Here is an 18,652-nt window from a genome sequence, read left to right on the forward strand (position 1 = left end):
CAATGTGCTGAAGTCGGGATCAGGCCCGATTCAGCTCCTTTTTCAGCACATCGAGGTGGACTTCGCCATCTGTCCAGTCCGTCACGCAGGCCCAGGGCACGAACGTGCACCCGGCGTACACCGTCCGCGCCAGCGTCTTGGACAGCCAGGGCGAGCGGCCCTGACGGTCGCGGGTGAGCCCGAGCAGGACGGGTGCCCGCCGTCCCGAGACGACCAGGCCGTAGACCGTCTGGCTCTGCTGGAGGCCGCCCCTGTGCTTGTGGGCGCGGATGTCGACCACGTGGCCGACCCAGATCCCGTTGGAGTCCCACACCGACTGACCGATGAGTTCGGTGACAGTTGCCATGATCGAACTGTCCCATCCGGGTGGTGTTTCCGCAGGTAGGCGCGCTGATGTCGGAACGGCGTGGTGCGAACGCCGCAGCCCCGCGTAAAGTGGGGGACTACTAGAATATAGTTCCGTACGGTGAAGGCAGGGCGGGATGACCAAGTTCGACGAGGCCACACAGGCGATCAGGGTCGACGAGACCACCTATGACGTGTGCCTCGACCCCGGATACTCCATCGGCGGCCCGCTCAACGGCGGCTACCTGATGGCCGTGGTCCTGCGCGCCGCCGTGGACGCCTCGCCGTTCGAGCACCCGGTGAGCACCACCTCGCAGTTCCTCAAGTCGCCGGTCGCCGGGCCCGCCCAGGTCCGGGTCGAGCCGCTGAAGTCGGGCCGCACGGCCGCCTTCGCCAGGGCCACGCTCGTCCAGGACGGCGTGCCGCAGATCGAGAGCCTGATCACCACCGCCACCCTGACCGGCGCCGACCCCGTCTACACCGACGCGCCCTCGGTCGTCATGCCGTCCGTCGAGGAGTGCGTCAAGCTGCCCGACCCCAAGCCCGAGAACAACATGACCCTCAACGCCCAGATGGACATGCGCTTCGACCCGCCCACCATCGCCTGGCTGGCCGGCGAACCGAAGGGCAGGCCGGAGTCGCGGGCGTACTTCAGGATGGCCGAGCCGCAGGACGCCGACCCGTACGTGCTGGCCCTGGCCGTGGACGCGCTGCCGCCCGTGGTGTTCTCCGCCGGCGCCCGCGGCTGGGCGCCCACCGTCGAGCTCACCTGGCACCTGCGGGCCCTGCCCGCCCCCGGCTGGCTCACCCTGATCGGGAGCGGCCGCCTCATTTCGGACGGCTGGTTCGACGAGGAGGTCGAGGTCTGGGACTCCGCGGGCCGGCTCGTCGCCCAGTCGCGCCAGCTCGCCAGGGTCGGACGGGGCTGATGTGAGCAACCCGACAGTCGCGCCTTCATCAGGTGTGAGCATTCTTACGCGGTGTTGATCGAGCAGGTCGCCTACCCTCTAGAACGTGCCGGACGAGAGTATTGGGATCTTCGACAGCGGGGTGGGCGGCCTGACGGTCGCGCGCGCGATCATCGACCAGCTCCCCCACGAGTCGATCACCTACGTGGCCGACACGGCCCGCCAGCCGTACGGGCCGAAACCCATCGCGGAGCTGCGCGCCTACGCCCTTGAGGTGATGGACCACCTCGTCGAGCAGGACGTCAAGATGCTCGTCATCGCGTGCAACAGCGCCAGCGCCGCCGTGCTGCGCGACGCCCGCGAACGCTACGACGTGCCGGTCGTCGAGGTGATCCAGCCCGCCACCAGGCGCGCGGTGCGCGCCACCCGCACCGGCCGGGTCGGCGTGATCGCCACCCAGGCCACCATCACGTCGCTGGCCTACCACGACGCCTTCACCGCGGCCCCCGACGTGCAGCTCACCGGCGTGGCCGCACCCCGGCTGGTGGAGTACGTCGAGCGCGGGGAGACGATGAGCAAGGAGCTCATCGACGTCCTGCGCGACTACCTGGAGCCGATCAGGGCGGCCTGCTGCGACACGCTCATCCTCGGCTGCACCCACTACCCGCTGCTCACCGGCGCGATCTCCTACGTCGTCGGCGACGGGGTCACGCTGGTCTCCAGCGCCGACGAGACGGCCAAGGACGTCTACCGGATCCTGCACGACCGCGGACTGGCGGCGGGAGGCGAGGCCACCCCCCGGCACCGCTTCCGCGCCACCGGCGACTCCCAGCTCTTCGCCCGCCTCGGCAGGCGGTTCCTGGGCCCGGAGATCGACGTGGTCGAAGTCGCGCCAGTGGGGGGTACTACCTTGAGCGGGAGGCCCACATGAAGGTGACCATCGTCGGATGCTCGGGCAGCTACCCCGGCCCCGACAGCCCCGCGTCCTGCTATCTCGTCGAGGCCGAGGGGTTCAGGATGCTGCTCGACCTCGGCAACGGGTCGCTCGGCGCGCTCCAGCGCCACATCGGCCTCTACGACGTGGACGCCATCTGCCTGTCCCATCTGCACGCCGACCACTGCCTCGACGTCTGCGGCTACCACGTGGCCCGCACGTACGGGCCCGACGCGCCGTACCCGCCCGTGCCGGTCTACGCGCCCGAGGGGGCGCCGGCCCGGCTCGCGGCCGCGTACGGGATGCCGGACGAGCCCGGCCTGGAGACCGCCTTCGACTTCACGCCGCTGTCGCCCGGCTCGTTCGAGGTGGGGCCGTTCGTCGTCACCGCCGGCCTGGTGAACCATCCGGTCGAGGCGTACGGGTTCCGGGTGGCCAGCGACGACGTGTGCATGGCGTACTCGGGGGACACCGGGGAGTCGGCGGAGCTGGTCAAGCTGGCCGCGGGGGCCGACCTCATGTTGTGCGAGGCGTCGTTCGTCGAGGGGCCCGACCTGCCGCCCGACCTGCACCTGACGGGCCGTCAGGCGGCCGAGCACGCGGCCAAGGCCAACGCGGGCAAGCTGGTGCTCACCCACCTGGTGCCGTGGAACGACAACGCGAGAGTGCTGCAGGACGCGTCGAGGGGCGGCTACGCCGGGCCGATCGAGCTGGCCCGCAGCGGCGCGGTCTACGACCTGGCCTGAACGTCGTCGAAGTCGCGTAATCGGGGCAGCGGCGAGAACAGCAGCGGCACGAACGACACGACCCGGCCGATCATGAACACCCATAAGGCCGTCCGCACGCCGAACTGCTGGGCGACGATCCCGCCGAGCAGCGCGCCCAGCGGGACCGAGCTCCACATCAACGACCGGAACGAGGCGTTGACCCGGCCCAGCAGCTGCTCGGGGACCGTCGTCTGCCGGTAGGTGATCTGGCCGACCGTGCTCAGCGCCGCGCTCCACGACAGCGCGATCGAGGTGACGGCGAAGAACGCCACCCGCCAGTCGGCCTGGGTCATCGGCAGCAACAGGGCGAAGGGCGCCGGCACGGTGAGGGAGAGCCAGGTGATCCTGGCCGTGCCGACCTTCCTGGCCAGCAGCGCGCCGAGCAGGCCCGCGGCCACGCCGCCGAACCCGCCGGACATGAGCAGCACGCCGATGAGACCGGGCGCCAGCCCCACCTCATCGGCCAGGAACAACACCGACAGGCCGAGCACCGCGCCGACCGTCAGGTTCGTCAGCACCGAGGACGCGGCGAACATGCGCAGCAGGCGGTCGCGCCACACGTAGCGCAGCCCCACGCCGATGCCGCGCAGCAACGGCTCGGGCTCGCTCGCGGCCGGTGGCTTGTCCGGGGTCTTGATGGTGCTGAGGAACAGCGCCGACGTCAGCGAGCCCAGCGCGGTGGCGAACATCGTGAACGGCGCGCCGACGAGCTGCACCAGCAGGCCGCCGATGCCCGGCCCGGCCAGGAAGCCGCCGGAGCGCACCACCTCCAGCTTGGAGTTGCCGTCGCTGAGCTGCCGCGTGCTCACCAGGCTGGGCAGGTACGTCTGGTCCGCGACGTCGTTGAACACCTGCGCAGCACCCGCCAGGAAGGCGACCGCGAACATCATCCCGATCGACAGCAGGCCCAGGTGCGCCGCCAGCGGAATGCTCGCCAGCAGCACGAACCTGGCCAGGTCGGTGACCATCATCACGCGGCGCCGGCGCATCCGGTCGACCCACACCCCCGCGGGCAGGCCGAGCACGAGGAACGCGGCGGTCTGCAGCGCGGACAGCAGAGCCACCTGGGCCGGCTGCGCGTGCAGCGTGACGACCGCCACCAGCGGGAGGGCCACGCGCGAGATATTCGCTCCCAGTTCGTTCCCCACGTGCGACGTCAGGAACCGGAGGAAGTCAGGGTTTCGCAACACCCCCGTTGTCATTGCGTAAGGATCCATGTGTCGGACACATTTGGTCAAGAGTGTCGTGCCGCGGAGATAGGGTGATCTGCATGTCCCGACAGGATGGCCGCAACCCCGACCAGCTACGCCCCATCACCATCACCCGGCAGTGGCTGGCGCATGCCGAGGGTTCGGTCCTCGTCGAGTTCGGCGGCACGCGGGTGCTCTGCGCGGCCTCGGTGCAGGACAGCGTGCCGCGCTGGCGCAGGGGCAGCGGCCAGGGCTGGGTCACGGCCGAATACGCGATGCTGCCGCGGGCGACCAATACCCGTAATGATCGGGAATCGGTCCGCGGCAAAATCGGCGGGCGCACGCACGAGATTTCCCGGTTGATCGGAAGATCACTTCGCGCGTGCGTCGATTACAAGGCTCTGGGCGAAAACTCCATTGTGCTCGACTGCGACGTTCTCCAGGCCGACGGCGGCACCAGGACCGCCGCGATCACCGGCGCCTACGTCGCGCTCGCCGACGCCGTCGCCTGGATGAAGGCGCGCAAGATGTGCCCCGGAGACCCGCTGATCGGCTCGGTCGCGGCCGTCTCCGTCGGGGTCGTCGGCTCGGTCCCCATGCTCGACCTGTGCTACACCGAAGACGTCGCCGCCGAGACCGACATGAACGTCGTGATGACCGGCGAGGGCGCCTTCGTCGAGGTGCAGGGCACCGCCGAGGGCGTGCCCTTCGACCGCGCGGCCCTCGACCAGCTGCTCGACCTGGCCGCCGCCGGGTGCGAGGAGCTCACCCTGATCCAGCAGGAGGCGCTGAGCGCATGAAGATCGTGCTCGCCACCCGCAACCCGGGCAAGATCGCGGAGCTGCGGCGCATCCTCGCCGGGTTCGAGATCGTCGGCCTGGAGGAGTTCCCCGAGATCGGCGAGGTCGCCGAGACCGGCGTCACCTTCGAGGAGAACGCGCTGCTCAAGGCGCACGCCGTCGCCAATGGCTCCGGGCTGCCGGCCGTGGCCGACGACTCCGGGCTCTGCGTCGACGTGCTCAACGGCATGCCCGGCGTCTTCTCGGCCCGCTGGTCCGGCCGCCACGGCGACGACCAGGCCAACCTCGACCTGCTGCTCGCGCAGCTCTCCGACGTGCCCGCCGAGAAGCTGTCGGCGCACTTCGCCTGCGCCGCCGCGCTCGCGCTGCCGTCCGGTGAGCACCGGGTGGTGGAGGGCACGCTGCCCGGCCACCTGATCACCACCCCGCGGGGCACCAACGGCTTCGGCTACGACCCGATCCTGGTCCCGCTCGGCCACGACCGCACCACCGCCGAGCTGTCCCCTGACGAGAAGGACGCCATCAGCCACCGGGGCCGCGCCTTCCGCGCGCTGGCGCCGATCGTGCGCGACATCGTCGGCTCGTAACCACCGCGTAAGAACCTGCTGACCACGGGCGACGTAACGTCGTACCGTGCAGAAGAACGAGACGGCGCCCGCCTGGGCCGGCGCCCTGGCAGGGCTCACGGCGGGCGCGCTGGCGCTGGGGATCGCGCAGCTCGTCGCCGGGCTCGCCGGTCCTGAGACCTTTCCGGTGGTGGCGGTGGGGGACGCCGCGGTCGACCTGACGCCGGCGCCGGTCAAGGATTTCGCGATCAACACGTTCGGGGAGAACGACAAGACCGTCCTCATCGGGGGCGTGCTCGTGGTGCTCGCCGGGATCGCGGCCCTCATCGGCGTGCTGGCGCGGCGGCGGCTCGCGTACGGGTACGCGGGGCTGGCCCTGTTCGGGGTGGTCGGGGTGGCCGCGGTGCTCACCCGTCCTGGGGCGGCGGCGGCGGACGTGCTGCCCACGGTGGCCGGGGTCCTGTGCGGGGGGCTGGCGCTGGGGTGGCTGCTGCGGCGCGCGGGCGGTGGTCGCGGCACGGCCACGGCGGGCCCCGAGGTCGGTGGCGCGGTCGCGGGCGCTGAGGCCGGTGGCGAGGCGGCGCCTGGGGGCGGTGGCGAGGGGGCTGTGGAGCGGCCTGCCGTCATGCGGGCCGGGGCGGGGGAGCGCGGGTTCGACCGGCGGCGGCTGATCACCGGGGTGGCGGGCGGGATCGTGGTGGCGGGGGCGTCGGCCGCGCTGGGCCGGCAGCTCGGCGGGCGGCGGGAGCTGGCCGCGACGCGGGTGAACCTGGCGCTGCCCAGGCCCGCGACGCCCGCCCGCCCCCTTCCCCCCGGTACGGACTTCCGCATCCCCGGCCTGTCACCCTTCATCACGAAAAATCAGGACTTCTATAGGGTTGATACGGCGCTCGTCGTCCCCCAGGTGGACCCGCGCGCCTGGCGGCTTCGCATCCACGGCATGGTGGACAGACCGGTCGAGATCACCTACGCCGAGCTGCTGAACCTGCCGCTCACCGAGGCCGACATCACCCTGACCTGCGTCTCCAACGAGGTGGGCGGCCCGTACGTCGGCAACGCCCGCTGGCTCGGCGTGCGCATGGCCGACCTGCTGCGCCGTGCCGGGCTCCAGCCGGGCGCCGACATGCTGCTGTCCACCTCCGACGACGGCTTCACCTGCGGCACGCCCGTGGACGTCGTGATGGACGGCCGCGACGCCCTCTTCGCCATCGCCATGAACGGCGAGGCGCTCCCGTTCGAGCACGGTTTCCCCGTCCGCCAGGTGGTGCCCGGCCTGTACGGGTACGTGTCGGCCACCAAGTGGGTGGTGGACGTGAAGGTGACCCGGTTCGACCAGGACCAGGCGTACTGGACGCCACGCGGCTGGGCCGCCAAGGGGCCGATCAAGACGGAGTCGCGCATCGACGTCCCGAAGAACGGCGCCTCGCTCAAGGCCGGGCGCACGACCATCGCCGGGGTGGCGTGGGCCCAGCACACCGGGGTGGACGCCGTCGAGGTGCGGGTCGATCGCGGCGAGTGGCGGCAGGCGCGGCTGGCCGCCGTGCCGGGGCCCGACACCTGGCGGCAGTGGGCGCTCGACTGGGACGCCACTCCCGGGGAGCACACGATCGAGGCGCGGGCCACGGACGCGGCGGGTCACACCCAGACCGAACGGCAGGCGCCGCCCGCGCCCGACGGCGCCAGCGGGTGGCCGGCCGTGACGGTCCAGGTGGCCTGATTCGCGGACGTTTGTGCAGGTAAAGCCGTTCCCCCTGACGGATAATCTTCCCCACTTCCCCCTCTCGGACGCGACGGCGGCCCTACGATCGGTCGTCCAAGCAGGACAGGAGGCAGGACGTGGTCCGCGAACGCAAGTCGAGCGTCCGAGGGGTCCTTCCGGAGGGGCAGTACAACCCGGTGGTGGGGGAGGGGGTCCGGTGGCTCGACTACGAACGTGCCGCCGAGGACGTGCCCGGCGAAGCGCCCGCCACGACCGAGGTCCCCTCCTCCCGTGAGGGCTCGGCCCCCTTAACGCCCGCCGCCTCCAGCGCCCCCGACGAGGAGCCGCCGCCGCCACCCGGCCTCCGTACGCAGGCCCCTCCTCCTTCCCGCCCGTCCCCCCAGCCCGCCGCAGCCCCCGCCCCTGGCGTGGCCTCCGCCCTGGACGTGCTCACCGGTCTCGCCACGCGCCCGGCCCCGGCCCGCGCCGGCACGCCGTACGGCCTGACGTTCAGCCTGAACACCCTCAGCCGCCTCGCCCTCCCGGACGAACGGGAGGACGCACGTCCCGGCCTGCCGCCGACGGATGTGCCGGACGGTCCGGCGCCGCCTTCCACCGAGCCGACCGGCTGCGACGCCGACGCCGGCGCGGCGACCGACGGCCAGACCGCCACAGAAGTGCCGAACGCCGGGGAGACGCCGACCGGCACGTCCGGACATCGGGAGGGACGTCCTGACGCGCCCGACGCCCAGGAGCTCCCGGAGGAGGCGGCCGGTCGGGACATGGGCGGCCCGCCTGGGGCCGGTCCGGACGTGCGGGAGCCGGGGGAGTTCCCAGGGGGCGGGACCGGTGGGCCGGAGAGACCCGGGGGAGGGGTGACGCGGGGGTTCGGGGCGGCGGTCAGCGGGATGCGGCGGCTGGAGTTCGGGGAGAGGGACGGGGCTTGTGGCGCGGACGGACGGCATCCGCTGGAGGCCCGGATCGACCGGGCGAGGAACCGTGCCGCCGTCGACTGGTTCGAGGGCGAGCGGCGGCCGCCGAGGCTGGCCGACAGCCGGCCGTACGGGCTGCCCGGTGGGCTGGCACAGCCCGACCCGCAGGTGGAACGGGAGCTGAGGCAGGCGCTGGAGCTCGGCACCCGGTTCCCCGACCCGCGCGGCACCTGGGTCCGGCTGATCAACGGCGGCGGCCCGGCGGACGACCCGTTCCGGGCCTCCAACGCCGCCGACTGCGCCCTGGCCGTGCTGTCCACCTGGCACGGCGAGCCCGCCACCGCCGCCCCCAGGCTCCCCGAGTACGACGGGATCGGCCGTCCGCTGCTCACCGGCGAGAAGGGCGGAGCGGCCCGGATCGAGCGGTGGACCGGCCAGCGGTTCCAGTACGCGGGCCAGGGGCGGCACGCCTATCCCATGATCGCCCGGCGGCTGCTGGAGGCCGGGCACGGCGCGAGCGCGGTCATCGTGGTGCGCTGGCCGGGCGGCGGGTCGCACGTCTGGAACGCGGTCAACTCCGGCAGCGAGGTGATCTGGATCGACGCCCAGCGCGGGCACATGTCGGTCGAGCCGCCGTACGCGACGGTGACGGGGGTGTTCTGCATGATCCTCGACCGGCAGGGGCGGCCGCGATGAACATGGACCAGGCCAGGGCGCTGGCGGAGGAGTACGTCAACGGGACGCGTCCGCCGGACGAGCCGCTGTCGGTGGGCCTGTACGGCTTCCACGACGGCTACGTCGCCTGGATCCGGGAGCTCGACCCCGACGACCCCACCACCCTGCCGGACACGGTCGGCGGGGCGTGCATCGTGATCGACAAGGCGTCCGGGGAGGTCGTGGTGCGGCCGCTGCTGGACCCCGAGACCGTCGCCGAGCTCTGGCCAGGTCGCACCCCGCGCTGACCGCGTGGCACACGCGGGGCCGGGCGCCGCCCCCATGGGGCGCCCGACCTGGCGGCACGTACGCGGCCGCGCCCCCATGGGGCGTCCGACCCGGCGTCCGACCTGGCTTCTGGTCCGGCGGCACGCATGTGGCCGCGCGGCCTCGGCGTCCCCCACGACACCCGTCCCATGAGGCCGCGCAGCCCCTGCGCGTACCCTCTATCCTGATTTTTCGCTTTTATTCGCTTTTATCAGGGATTAGCCCGTAGCCAGCGAGCCGACGATCGACGCCCTGGCCGCCCGCCGGGCCGGCACCACGGCGGCCAGCACGCCCGCCAGCCCCGAGAGCGCCACGAACAGCGCGATCTGCCCGAGCGGCGCGGAGAACACCGCACCGGGCAACATCGCCCGTACCGCGGCCCAGCCGAACACGCCGCCGAGCACCACGCCGACCAGCGCCCCGATCAGGCCGAGCAGCAGCGCCTCGACCGAGAGCATCCGCCGCAGCTGCGGCCGGGTCAGCCCGAGCGCCCGCAGCAGCGCCGACTCCCTGGTGCGCTCGTGCACCGACAACGACAGGGTGTTGGCGATGCCGAGCAGCGAGATCAGGATCGCCAGCCCGAGCAGCCCGGTCACGATCATGAGCAGCATGTCCAGGGTCTCGTCGAACTGCCCGCGTACCTCGGTCGAGCTGGCCATCTGGACGGTGGGATGGGCCGCGATCGCGGCCTTGACCACCTGGCGGGCCTGGTCGGTGGCGACGCCGTCGCGGATGTTGATCATCACGCGGGAGTCGGGCACCCGGTCGTAGTAGGTGTCGAACGGCCGCTCGGCGACGGTGAGCGGCGGCAGGGTGGAGTTCGTCCCGGCGAGGACGGCGACCACCTTCAGTGGCACGGACCCGGCCAGCTCGGTCTTCACCGTGACCGTGTCGCCGACCTTGACGCCCAGCGCGGAGGCCGCGTAGTCGAGCAGCGCGACCTGCCCGGCCGACAGGCCCGCCATCGAGCCGGACAGCACCTCGGGGGTGACGGTCCCGTGGTAGGTGCCGATGTCGAAGCGCCGGTCGCCCACCTTGCCCGGGGTCTCGCGGATCTGCAGCACCGAGGCCAGCTCGGGACGGCCGCGCAGCTTCTCGGCCACCGACCTGGGCACCCCGCTGTCCTGCACCTGGCCGGCCAGCATGTAGTCGACCGGGAACTGCTCGTCGAGCTTGTTCCACACGGTCAGCCGGGTGGAGGCGCTGAGCACCGAGATCAGCGTCATCAGCGTGACGCCGATGGTGAGCGCGACCGTGGTGGTCGCGGCGCGCCGGGGGTTGCGGGCCGAGTTGTCCAGGGCCAGGCGTCCGGGCACGCCGAACAGCTTGGCCGGGACCCAGCCCACCACCGCGCTCAGCGGGCCGACCAGCACCGGCCCGAGGATCAGCACGGCCAGGAAGACCAGCGCGCCGCCGGCCATCACGACGAACAGCGTGCTCGTCTCGCCCGCCGGCAGCCCCGCCACGCCGTACGCGGTCAGGCCCGCCCCGGCCAGCAGGAACAGCCCCGCGAACACCGAGCGCAGCAGGCCGGTGCGGAAGGCCTGCTCCTCCGGCTGGGCGCGCAGCGCCGCGACCGGCGGCACGCGCGTGGCCGCGCGCGCGGGCAGCAGGGCCGCGAACAGGGTGACCACCAGGCCGACGGCCAGGCCGATCCCGACGGTGGCCGGCGTCAGCGCGACCGCCGCGTCCGTGGGCATGGGGGCGTCGAACGCGGCCAGCAGCGTCAGGGCGAGCATGGCCAGCCCGTAACCGGCCAGCAGGCCGAGCGCGGAGGCGAGCAGTCCGACCGCGACCGACTCCAGCACGATCGAGCCGAACACCTGCCCGCGGGTCGCGCCGATGCAGCGCAGCAGCGCCATCTCCCGGGTGCGCTGCGCGACCAGGATGGTGAAGGTGTTGTAGATGACCAGCGCGGCCACCATCATCGCCACCGCCCCGAACAGCAGCAGGCCGATGGTCAGCGTGCGCATCGACAGCCCGGCTGCGGCCGCCAGGTCGTCGGCCAGTTCCGCGCCGGACTTGACCTCGTACGCGTCGCCGAGCGCCGCGGCCACGGCCTGCTTCAGCCCTGGGGCCGAGCCGGCGACGTCGATCTCGCGGTAGCCCTTGGCGCCGGTCATGCGCTGCGCGGTGGCCGCGGTGAAGCCGACCGCGCCGGTGAAGGACAGCTCCTGGTCGACCCCGGGGTCGAGCAGGCCGACCAGCCGGAACTGGTGGCGGGCCTGCTTGCGGTCGAGCACGGTGATCGTGTCGCCGAGCCGCAGGCCCTGCGACTTCGCGGTGTTCTTGTCCAGCACGGCCGCCTGGTCGTCGGTGCCCGGCCCGGTGCCCGCGACGATCGCGGTGCGGTCCAGCGCGCCGGGGACGATGGACAGGGCCGTGGTCGGGCTGCTGCCGACCGCCCTGCCGTCCTTGCCGAGCAGCGGCGCGGGGTCGCGGATCAGGCCCTGCGCCTCGGTCACGCCGGCCAGGGCGCGCACCCGTTCCAGGGCCTTCTCCGGCAGCACGCCGTCGCGCTCCTTGGGCAGGACGGCCACGTCCACCTTGTCGGCGTCGGCGGTGACGCGCTGGGAGAAGCCCGCCTGGATGGTGTCGTTCAGCACGAACGTGCCCGCGATGAAGCCCACCCCGAGCGTGATCGCCAGCGAGGTGAGCAGCAGCCTGAGCTTGTGCGCGCGCAGCCCGGCCAGCGCCGTCTTCAGCACCTCAGCCCTCCAGCTTCACGAGCGTGTCCAGGACGGCCTGCGGCGACGGCGAGGTGATCTCGGTGACCAGCTCGCCGTCGCGCAGGAACACCACCCGGTCGGCGTAGGCCGCCGCGACCGGGTCGTGGGTGACCATGACGATGGTCTGGCCGAGCTCGCGGACCGAGGTGCGCAGGAAGGACAGGATCTCCGAGCCGCTGCGCGAGTCCAGGTTGCCCGTGGGCTCGTCGGCGAAGATCACCTGCGGCTTGCTGATCAGGGCCCTGGCCACGGCCACGCGCTGCTGCTGGCCGCCGGACAGCTCGGCCGGCCGGTGCCCGAGCCGGTTTCGCAGCCCGACGGTGTCGATGACCCGGGCGAACAGCTCCTCGTCCGCCTGCCGGGCGGCGATGTCCAGGGGCAGCCTGATGTTCTGCTCGGCGGTCAGCGTGGGCAGCAGGTTGAACGCCTGGAAGATGAAGCCGATCCGCTCCCGGCGCAGCAGCGTGAGCTGCCGGTCGGCCAGGCCGGTCAGCTCGACGTCGCCGATGTGCACCGTGCCCGAGGTGGCGGTGTCCAGGCCGGCCAGGCAGTGCATGAGCGTCGACTTCCCGGAGCCGGACGGGCCCATGATCGCCGTGAAGGCGCCGGTGGCGAAGGCCACGTCCACGCCGCGGAGGGCGTGGACCTGGGCGTCGCCCTGGCCGTACACCTTGGTCAGGGCCTTGGCCACCACCGCGGGCGGTGCCGCGCGCCAGGACTCGGTGAGGGTCACTTTCACTCCTTGTCGCAATTTCTCGTCGCGACCAACGTTAGGAGTGGAAATTTCAGGAATTGTGGGCCCTGAGGAGGGACTTCGTGTAGAACCTCAGACGACCCCCGTCAGCCTTTCGGCCGATGCGCGGGCACGACGAGCCCTGCCTCATAGGCGTACACGACCACCTGGGCCCGGTCCCGCAGCCCCAGCTTGGCCAGCACCCGGCCGAGATGCGTCTTCACGGTGGCCTCGGCGACCTCCAGGCGGCCCGCGATCTCCATGTTCGACAGGCCGCGGGCCACCATGAGCAGCACCTCCCGCTCGCGCGGGGTCAGCTCGGTCGCCGCCGGCAGCTCCTCCACCGGCAACTGGGCGGCGAAGCGGTCCAGCATCCGGCGCAGCGTGCGCGGCGAGACCACGGCGTCGCCCGCGTGCACCTGCCTGATGGCGTTGACCAGGTCGGCCGGCGGCACGTCCTTCAGCAGGAACCCGGCCGCGCCCGCCTTGATCGCGGCCAGGGCGTACTCGTCGAGGTCGAACGTGGTCAGGATCAGCACCTTCGGCCCGTCGATGCGCCTGGTCGCCTCGACGCCGTCCATGCGCGGCATGCGGACGTCCATCAGCACGACGTCCACCTCGACGCGGTCCAGCAGCTCCAGGGCCGTGACGCCGTCGGCGGCCTCGGCCACCACGTCGATGTCGGGCTGGGCGCCGAGCACCATCCGGAACCCGGCCCGCAGCAGCTCCTGGTCGTCGACCAGCATCACCCTGATCATCATGCCGCCCTGGCCGTCGGGAGGCGGGCCAGCACCTCGAAGCCGCCACCGGTCAGGGGACCGGCCGAGACCGCGCCGCCGTACATGCCGACGCGTTCGCGCATGCCGATCAGGCCGTGCCCGTCCGGGCTGCGCGGCGCGGCGGCCCCCCGGCCGTCGTCGGTCACCCGGACGACCAGCTCCGGCCCGCCGTAGTCGATCTCGACCCGCGCCTGGACGTGCGGGCCGCCGTGCTTGAGCGCGTTCGTCAGCGCTTCCTGGACGATGCGGTAGACGGCGAGCTGCTGCCCTTCGGGAAGCTCGCCGGGCACGCCGCCGATCCGCAGGCTGGCGGGCACGCCGGCGCCGCGTACCAGCTCTTCGAGCTGGCCCAGGCCGGGCTGCGGGGTGTAGTCGGTGCCGTCGTCCTCGTTCTCGCGCAGCACGCCGACCATCCTGCGCATCTCGGCCAGGGCCGCCCGCCCGGTCTTGGAGATGTTCCGTACGGCCAGCCGGGCCTGCTCGGGGTCGCTGTCGAGGGCGAAGCCCGCGCCGTCGGCCTGCACCACCATCACGCTGACATTGTGCGCCACCACGTCGTGCAGCTCCCTGGCGATCCTCGTGCGCTCGGCCGCCGCGGCCATCCTGGCCTGCTGGTCGCGTTCGCGCTCGGCCCGCTCGGCGCGTTCCTCCAGCCCTTCGAGGTAGCGCCGGCGGGTGTTGGCGTACAGGCCGGCCAGCCAGATGGTGACGACGAAGATCGAGCCGCTGAAGAACATGCCGAAGGTGGCGACGGACCAGTTCACCAGCGCCAGGAAGATCCCCAGCTCGGCCACCAGCCCGGCGGCCAGCGCCCACCGGAACGCGCACTCGGAGGCGACCGTCCACAGCGCCACCATGACCGCGAGGTTGGCGGGCAGCGGGTCGACGTGGGCCAGCCACTGCCCGAAGGAGGCCAGCGAGATCACCGCGTAGGCCGCCAGCGGCCTGCGCCGCCACAACAGCGGCGCGATCAGCAGCACCGAGAGCGCGACGTAGCCCGCCACGCCCAGGTACCGGCTGCCCCCCGCCGGGGTGAGCGAGGCGTAGGGGATCGCCAGAAGCAAGCTGAAGACGGCGAGGGGGGCGACCCGCAGGACGCTCACCAGCCCGCCGTGGCGCCTCGACCACGCCCGTACCCTGCCGAACACATCATCACGATATGTAAGCCACGCCGCGGGTTTGTCCGCCTGGAGGGGGAAGTCCGCCTACGACCCAGGTCTTACATGGGTCTTACGGGGGACCAGGCATGGTGGTACCTGGGAGCGCCCCTCGCGGGCGAGTAAAGGGAGATCGTGATGGCGGATCATGATCGAGACGCGGGTCGCGCGGTGAAGAGGAAGCACCGCGCGACCCGGCCTCCCGGACGGCGCGGCCCGCGCGGCCACTGCGTGTGCGGGCGGGGGGACTCGAACCCCCACAGTGTCTCCACCAACAGGACCTAAACCTGCCGCGTATGCCATTTCGCCACGCCCGCGATCCCGCCGAGGCGGGGTGGGAACAGCTTAGCGCTCCGGCCGTGGCCGGGCAGCCTTCCGCGACGACCGCGGGCCCCCTGTCGGCGGGGCCCGCGAGCCGGGGTCAGGCCAGGCCGAGCTTCTTCTTGAGCGAGGCCACGTGGCCGGTGGCCTTCACGTTGTAGAGCGCCTGCTCGATCTTGCCGTCGGCGTCGATGACGAACGTCGAGCGGATCACGCCGATCATCTCCTTGCCGTAGAGCTTCTTCGGGCCGTACGCGCCGTACGCCTGGTGGACGGCGAGCTCCGGGTCCGACAACAAGGGGAAGGTCAGGGCGTCGCGGGCGACGAACTTGGCCAGCTTCTCCGGCTTGTCCTTCGACACGCCGAGGACGACGAAACCCTCGCCGGTCAACTGGCTGAGGTTGTCGCGGAAGTCGCAGGCCTGTTTGGTGCAGCCGGGCGTCATGGCGGCGGGGTAGAAATAGAGGATCACCCTCTTGCCGCGCAGGCTGTCGAGGGAGACGGTGCCGCCGTCGGCGGTGGGTAGCGTGAACTCGGGCGCGGCGTCGCCGGGCGCGAGCTTGGTCTCTGTCATGGGCCCTCCTGAGTTCCTCCGGCAAACCTACCGGCCCGGCCGCTGTGCCGTACGGCACGCCGACCTGACAGACTGATCACGACCAGAACGGACGGAGCTCGCGACGGACAACGTAGCGGGCGCGACCACGCGTACGGTCGAAAGGAGAGCCATGGCTGACACCGATCCCGACGAGTTGGAGCGGCGGATCGCGCGCACGCGCGCGGAGTTGGCGCAGACGGTCGACGCCATCGCCGACCGGGTGAGCCCCAAGCGGGTCGCCGAGCGTACGGTCGCCGATGTCAAGAGCCGGGCGGGCCACTTCGTGGCGTCCGTGGGGGACGCCCTCGGGGTGACCGCCCGCCTGGTCGACTACGGCGACAAGCCCGAAGGGGTGTGGGAGAACGAGCAGCCCAACCTGGCGCCGGTGCTCATCGGCGTCGGCGCGGTGCTGGTCGTCGGCGCCGCGATCGTGCTGTTCCGGCGCAGGCGCCGCCGGCGCTGAGCGCGTGTGCCGGGGCGGGGGCCGGGGTCACAGGAACGTCCGGCCCTCGCCCCGGTACGTCGGCACCGACTCGGCCAGGGTGTCGCCGTCCACGAGGTGGAGGGTGTCGAAGCGCTCGCACATCTCGCCCGCCTTGGCGTGCCGGAACCACACCCGGTCCCCGACCCGCAGCTCCTGGGCCGCCTGGCCCAGCAGCGGGGTCTGCACCTCGCCCGCGCCCTCGTCCTGCGCGTACCGCAGGCCGGCGGGCAGGTACGGCTGCGGCAGCCGGCTCGGCCCGGGAGGGCCGGAGGCGAGGTAGCCGCCGCCCAGCACCGTCACCGTGTCCGGTCCGGGCCGCCGGACGACCGGCAGCGCGAACAGGGCCGCCGGACGGCCGGTGAAACGCCGGTAGAAGTCGAACAGCCGCGGGTGGAAGAAGCCCGATCCGGCGGCGACCTCCGTGATCGCCTTCTCCCTGACCGTCGTCTCGATCGAGCCCGTGCCGCCGCCGTTGACGAACTCCAGGTCGGCGACCTGGCGCACGGCGTTCACGACGCGGCCGCGGCGGAGGATCAGCTCGCGGGCCGAGCGGGCCTGCATGACCCGGACGACGCGGGCGAAGGCGGCGTTGCCCGGCGGGGCGTCGCCCACCCCGGCGATCTGCGCCTCGTAGGCCATGAGCCCCACCAGGCGCAGCCCCGGGCGCTTGGCGATGGCCGTGGCCAGGTCGGCGGCCTCGTGGGGCTCGCGCACGGGGGAGCGGAGCGCGCCGGCCCTGAACTTGCCGCCGAGGGCGACGTAGCCGGCGTCCAGGTCGAGGGAGAGCCGCAGCTCGGCCCTCGGATGCACGTCCGACACGGCCTGCTCGACGAAGTCGAGCTGCTCGCGGGAGTCGACGGTGATCGCGATCTCGGCGGCGGCCCGCGGGTCGGCGGCCAGGGCGGCGAGCGCGTGCCGGTCGGCCGTGGGGTAGGCGACCAGGATGTCGGTGAAACCCTGCCCGGCCAGCCACAGGGCCTCGGGGAGGGTGAAGGCCATGATGCCGCGGAAGCCGTCCATGGCCAGGATGCGTTCGAGGACCGCGCGGCTGCGCACGGACTTGCTCGCCACCCGGATCGGCTTGCCGGCGGCGCGGCGCACCAGGTCGGCCGCGTTGGCCCGCATGGCCGCCAGGTCGACGATCGCGAAGGGCGGTTCGAGCGCGGCGGTGGCGCGGTCGTAGCGCCGGCGGTCATCCATGTCAGCAGGGTAACGGCATATCGGGCGAATGAATATGAGTGGGGTTCATATTCCTTTCCGGAGCGCGGGAGAGGTTCACTTTCCTTGGTGCGGCCGTAATGATCGGGCAAATGGGCGGCGAGGGCGCGGTCGCGGCCCCCGCGCACCCATGTACGTCTGTCGTTGTGATGACCACGCTTCAGCAGATGGTGCCCGCAGCCATCACCGCCCAGCACCACACCGGGCTGCGCAGGGCGAGACGGGCGCTCAGACCGGCGCGCACGCTGCCCGGCGCGCTCGTCGCGCTCGTCCTGGCCGCCGTGCTCGGCGCGACGACCGCCGAGGTGGTGACGTCGCTGCTCGGCAAGCCGCTGGGCTGGGTCCCGGTGAACGAGGCGGTCGAGCTGGCCGGCGCGCGGACCTGGCCGCAGGTCTCCTCGGCCGCGCTGCTCACCGCCGGGGCCGGGCTGCTGATGCTGCTGCTCGCGATCGTGCCGGGACGGTCCAGGACGGTCCCGGTCGAGACGTCCGACCCACTGATCGTCATCGGCATCACCCGCGCCGGGCTGCGGCGCACCCTGCGCGCGGCCGCCCAGAAGGTCAGCGGCGTGGAGCGGGCCCGGGTACGGCTGCGCCGGCGCACCATCGAGGTCACCGTCGTGACCGGGCCGGAGAGCTCGGGCGCGATGCTCCGGCAGGTCGGCACGGCGGTCGGCGACCGGCTGGCCGGCGTCGGCACGCTCGGCACCGGCGAGGTCGTCGTCCGGCTGCGCAGGAAGGGCGTGTGATGCGGCAGTACACGGGCAACCGCGTCGGCCTGGCCCTGGTCGGCCTCGCCCTGCTCGCCGTGGGCGGCTACGGCTGGCTGCGCGGCCGGGGCCTGCTGTTCGACCTGCCGCGCAACGCCAAGGTGCTGCCCGCCGAGTTCGCCCGCACGCTGGCCGCCGACCCCTGGACGTTGTGGCTGCTGGCCTTCGCCATGCTGATCCTGGCCATGCTCGCCGTGCGCTGGCTGCTGCTGAGCCTGGGCTGGGGCCGCCGGGGCGCGGCCAGCGGCACCGGCACGGCCATGCTGTGCGTGGGCCTCAAGGGCGTGGACGGCCTGGGCCGGGCGGCCGTACGGGTCGCCGACAACGGCCTGCGCGTCGCCCTGACCTGCCCCTCCGACGCGGACGTCGGCGCGGTGGTGACCAAGCTCGACCAGGACATCGTCGGCCGCATCCGCCGTGAGGTGCGCGACGACGAGACGCCTGCGGTCGTCCGCGTGCACGTCCGCCGCCAACCGGCCGAGCGCCGCTGACCAGTCAACCGGCTGCTCGTAGCTGAAGGAAGAAGGCGCGACTCGGCGCCTTCGTCGTCGAATCCCATCGGGAGGTCGTCATTCACCGCATCATCGGCGCGTTCGCCGCCGCAACCCTCGCCCTCGCGCTAGCCGCGCCCGCCGCCCACGCGGCGACGGGCGACGGCTTTCCGCTGATCCCCTGCAAGATCGGGGAAGACGGCCAGATGCACTGCGTGGGGGACCACCTGCCCGGCCTGCTGGCCCAGGCGCT

The 18,652-nt window shown here is 72.5% G+C and carries 19 protein-coding genes and 1 tRNA gene; 11 read left to right on the forward strand and 9 right to left on the reverse strand.

Annotated features, from left to right (window positions below):
• Positions 1–19 precede the first annotated feature (19 nt).
• Positions 20–346, reverse strand: a complete 327-nt coding sequence (locus ACIBQ6_RS42640) for a hypothetical protein (protein WP_352350122.1) — start codon at positions 344–346, stop codon at positions 20–22.
• Positions 347–482: 136 nt separating this feature from the next.
• Here ACIBQ6_RS42640 and ACIBQ6_RS42645 point away from each other — a divergent pair, with 136 nt between their 5' ends.
• The 3 genes from ACIBQ6_RS42645 to ACIBQ6_RS42655 all read left to right on the forward strand — a co-directional run bounded on the left by ACIBQ6_RS42645 (position 483) and on the right by ACIBQ6_RS42655 (position 2,933).
• On the forward strand, positions 483–1,274 hold the full coding sequence (locus ACIBQ6_RS42645) for a thioesterase family protein (protein ID WP_397218634.1): 792 nt from the start codon (positions 483–485) through the stop codon (positions 1,272–1,274).
• An 85-nt stretch (positions 1,275–1,359) separates the two neighbouring features.
• Positions 1,360–2,184 carry a glutamate racemase gene (gene murI / locus ACIBQ6_RS42650; RefSeq protein WP_358283544.1) on the forward strand — a complete coding sequence of 275 codons (825 nt, stop codon included), beginning with the start codon at positions 1,360–1,362 and terminating at the stop codon, positions 2,182–2,184.
• Positions 2,181–2,933 carry an MBL fold metallo-hydrolase gene (locus ACIBQ6_RS42655; protein ID WP_357971117.1) on the forward strand — a complete coding sequence of 251 codons (753 nt, stop codon included), beginning with the start codon at positions 2,181–2,183 and terminating at the stop codon, positions 2,931–2,933. The genes murI and ACIBQ6_RS42655 overlap by 4 nt, the downstream gene beginning before the upstream one ends.
• On the opposite strand, the gene ACIBQ6_RS42660 is transcribed toward ACIBQ6_RS42655, so the two are convergent.
• Positions 2,918–4,171, reverse strand: a complete 1,254-nt coding sequence (locus ACIBQ6_RS42660; protein ID WP_397218635.1) for an MFS transporter — start codon at positions 4,169–4,171, stop codon at positions 2,918–2,920. The two genes, ACIBQ6_RS42655 and ACIBQ6_RS42660, sit on opposite strands and share 16 nt — an antisense overlap.
• A gap of 53 nt (positions 4,172–4,224) precedes the next feature.
• Here ACIBQ6_RS42660 and rph point away from each other — a divergent pair, with 53 nt between their 5' ends.
• From rph to ACIBQ6_RS42685, 5 genes are all read left to right on the forward strand, one after another.
• Positions 4,225–4,944, forward strand: coding sequence for a ribonuclease PH (gene rph, locus ACIBQ6_RS42665; protein WP_358283918.1), 720 nt, complete (start codon positions 4,225–4,227; stop codon positions 4,942–4,944).
• Complete coding sequence (gene rdgB, locus ACIBQ6_RS42670; RefSeq protein WP_358283548.1) at positions 4,941–5,531, forward strand: RdgB/HAM1 family non-canonical purine NTP pyrophosphatase; 591 nt, start codon at positions 4,941–4,943, stop codon at positions 5,529–5,531. The genes rph and rdgB overlap by 4 nt, the downstream gene beginning before the upstream one ends.
• Before the next feature lie 46 nt (positions 5,532–5,577).
• Entirely contained in the window at positions 5,578–7,227 is a 1,650-nt protein-coding gene (locus ACIBQ6_RS42675) for a molybdopterin-dependent oxidoreductase (protein WP_397218636.1), read from the forward strand.
• A 119-nt stretch (positions 7,228–7,346) separates the two neighbouring features.
• The gene (locus ACIBQ6_RS42680) at positions 7,347–8,837 is read left to right on the forward strand and encodes a toxin glutamine deamidase domain-containing protein (protein ID WP_397218637.1); all 1,491 of its coding nucleotides are present in this window, start codon (positions 7,347–7,349) and stop codon (positions 8,835–8,837) included.
• Positions 8,834–9,103 carry a hypothetical protein gene (locus ACIBQ6_RS42685; RefSeq protein WP_357971121.1) on the forward strand — a complete coding sequence of 90 codons (270 nt, stop codon included), beginning with the start codon at positions 8,834–8,836 and terminating at the stop codon, positions 9,101–9,103. The genes ACIBQ6_RS42680 and ACIBQ6_RS42685 overlap by 4 nt, the downstream gene beginning before the upstream one ends.
• Before the next feature lie 237 nt (positions 9,104–9,340).
• Here ACIBQ6_RS42685 and ACIBQ6_RS42690 read toward each other — a convergent pair whose 3' ends face one another.
• From ACIBQ6_RS42690 to bcp, 6 genes are all read right to left on the reverse strand, one after another.
• Positions 9,341–11,830 carry an ABC transporter permease gene (locus ACIBQ6_RS42690; RefSeq protein WP_397218638.1) on the reverse strand — a complete coding sequence of 830 codons (2,490 nt, stop codon included), beginning with the start codon at positions 11,828–11,830 and terminating at the stop codon, positions 9,341–9,343.
• 1 nt (position 11,831) lies between these two features.
• The gene (locus tag ACIBQ6_RS42695; RefSeq protein WP_352326179.1) at positions 11,832–12,584 is read right to left on the reverse strand and encodes an ABC transporter ATP-binding protein; all 753 of its coding nucleotides are present in this window, start codon (positions 12,582–12,584) and stop codon (positions 11,832–11,834) included.
• 107 nt (positions 12,585–12,691) lie between these two features.
• Positions 12,692–13,342 carry a response regulator transcription factor gene (locus ACIBQ6_RS42700; RefSeq protein ID WP_397218740.1) on the reverse strand — a complete coding sequence of 217 codons (651 nt, stop codon included), beginning with the start codon at positions 13,340–13,342 and terminating at the stop codon, positions 12,692–12,694.
• On the reverse strand, positions 13,342–14,511 hold the full coding sequence (locus ACIBQ6_RS42705) for a histidine kinase (protein ID WP_358283558.1): 1,170 nt from the start codon (positions 14,509–14,511) through the stop codon (positions 13,342–13,344). Before ACIBQ6_RS42705 ends, ACIBQ6_RS42700 begins: the two co-directional genes overlap by 1 nt.
• A 243-nt stretch (positions 14,512–14,754) precedes the next feature.
• Positions 14,755–14,837 (reverse strand) — tRNA-Leu (locus ACIBQ6_RS42710).
• 104 nt (positions 14,838–14,941) lie between these two features.
• Positions 14,942–15,415: a thioredoxin-dependent thiol peroxidase gene (gene bcp / locus ACIBQ6_RS42715; protein WP_352350148.1), complete on the reverse strand. Its 474-nt coding sequence runs from the start codon at positions 15,413–15,415 to the stop codon at positions 14,942–14,944.
• Positions 15,416–15,566: 151 nt separating this feature from the next.
• Between bcp and ACIBQ6_RS42720 the strand changes: the two genes are divergently transcribed.
• Positions 15,567–15,899: a DUF3618 domain-containing protein gene (locus ACIBQ6_RS42720; RefSeq protein ID WP_397218639.1), complete on the forward strand. Its 333-nt coding sequence runs from the start codon at positions 15,567–15,569 to the stop codon at positions 15,897–15,899.
• Between the two features lie 27 nt (positions 15,900–15,926).
• On the opposite strand, the gene ACIBQ6_RS42725 is transcribed toward ACIBQ6_RS42720, so the two are convergent.
• A complete protein-coding gene (locus ACIBQ6_RS42725) occupies positions 15,927–17,120 on the reverse strand; it encodes an amino acid deaminase/aldolase (protein WP_397218640.1) in 1,194 nt (397 codons plus the stop codon).
• Between the two features lie 185 nt (positions 17,121–17,305).
• On the opposite strand from ACIBQ6_RS42725, the gene ACIBQ6_RS42730 reads away from it, so the two are divergent.
• Positions 17,306–17,887, forward strand: coding sequence for a DUF6286 domain-containing protein (locus ACIBQ6_RS42730; protein ID WP_358283563.1), 582 nt, complete (start codon positions 17,306–17,308; stop codon positions 17,885–17,887).
• Entirely contained in the window at positions 17,887–18,399 is a 513-nt protein-coding gene (locus tag ACIBQ6_RS42735) for a hypothetical protein (RefSeq protein ID WP_358283565.1), read from the forward strand. The genes ACIBQ6_RS42730 and ACIBQ6_RS42735 overlap by 1 nt, the downstream gene beginning before the upstream one ends.
• Positions 18,400–18,652: the final 253 nt, after the last annotated feature.

Origin of the sequence: Nonomuraea sp. NPDC049655 (assembly GCF_044465465.1) — a bacterium.
Lineage (GTDB): Bacteria > Actinomycetota > Actinomycetes > Streptosporangiales > Streptosporangiaceae > Nonomuraea.

Bases quoted from the DNA above. Each gene is read 5' to 3' on its own strand.
- ACIBQ6_RS42725 (WP_397218640.1), bottom strand. From the start codon at position 17,120: ATGGATGACCGCCGGCGCTACGACCGCGCCACCGCCGCGCTCGAACCG.
- ACIBQ6_RS42700 (WP_397218740.1), bottom strand. From the start codon at position 13,342: ATGATCAGGGTGATGCTGGTCGACGACCAGGAGCTGCTGCGGGCCGGG.
- ACIBQ6_RS42685 (WP_357971121.1), top strand. From the start codon at position 8,834: ATGAACATGGACCAGGCCAGGGCGCTGGCGGAGGAGTACGTCAACGGG.
- ACIBQ6_RS42720 (WP_397218639.1), top strand. From the start codon at position 15,567: ATGGCTGACACCGATCCCGACGAGTTGGAGCGGCGGATCGCGCGCACG.
- rph (WP_358283918.1), top strand. From the start codon at position 4,225: ATGTCCCGACAGGATGGCCGCAACCCCGACCAGCTACGCCCCATCACC.
- bcp (WP_352350148.1), bottom strand. From the start codon at position 15,415: ATGACAGAGACCAAGCTCGCGCCCGGCGACGCCGCGCCCGAGTTCACG.
- ACIBQ6_RS42640 (WP_352350122.1), bottom strand. From the start codon at position 346: ATGGCAACTGTCACCGAACTCATCGGTCAGTCGGTGTGGGACTCCAAC.
- ACIBQ6_RS42735 (WP_358283565.1), top strand. From the start codon at position 17,887: ATGCGGCAGTACACGGGCAACCGCGTCGGCCTGGCCCTGGTCGGCCTC.
- ACIBQ6_RS42730 (WP_358283563.1), top strand. From the start codon at position 17,306: ATGGTGCCCGCAGCCATCACCGCCCAGCACCACACCGGGCTGCGCAGG.
- ACIBQ6_RS42660 (WP_397218635.1), bottom strand. From the start codon at position 4,171: ATGGATCCTTACGCAATGACAACGGGGGTGTTGCGAAACCCTGACTTC.
- ACIBQ6_RS42655 (WP_357971117.1), top strand. From the start codon at position 2,181: ATGAAGGTGACCATCGTCGGATGCTCGGGCAGCTACCCCGGCCCCGAC.
- rdgB (WP_358283548.1), top strand. From the start codon at position 4,941: ATGAAGATCGTGCTCGCCACCCGCAACCCGGGCAAGATCGCGGAGCTG.
- ACIBQ6_RS42645 (WP_397218634.1), top strand. From the start codon at position 483: ATGACCAAGTTCGACGAGGCCACACAGGCGATCAGGGTCGACGAGACC.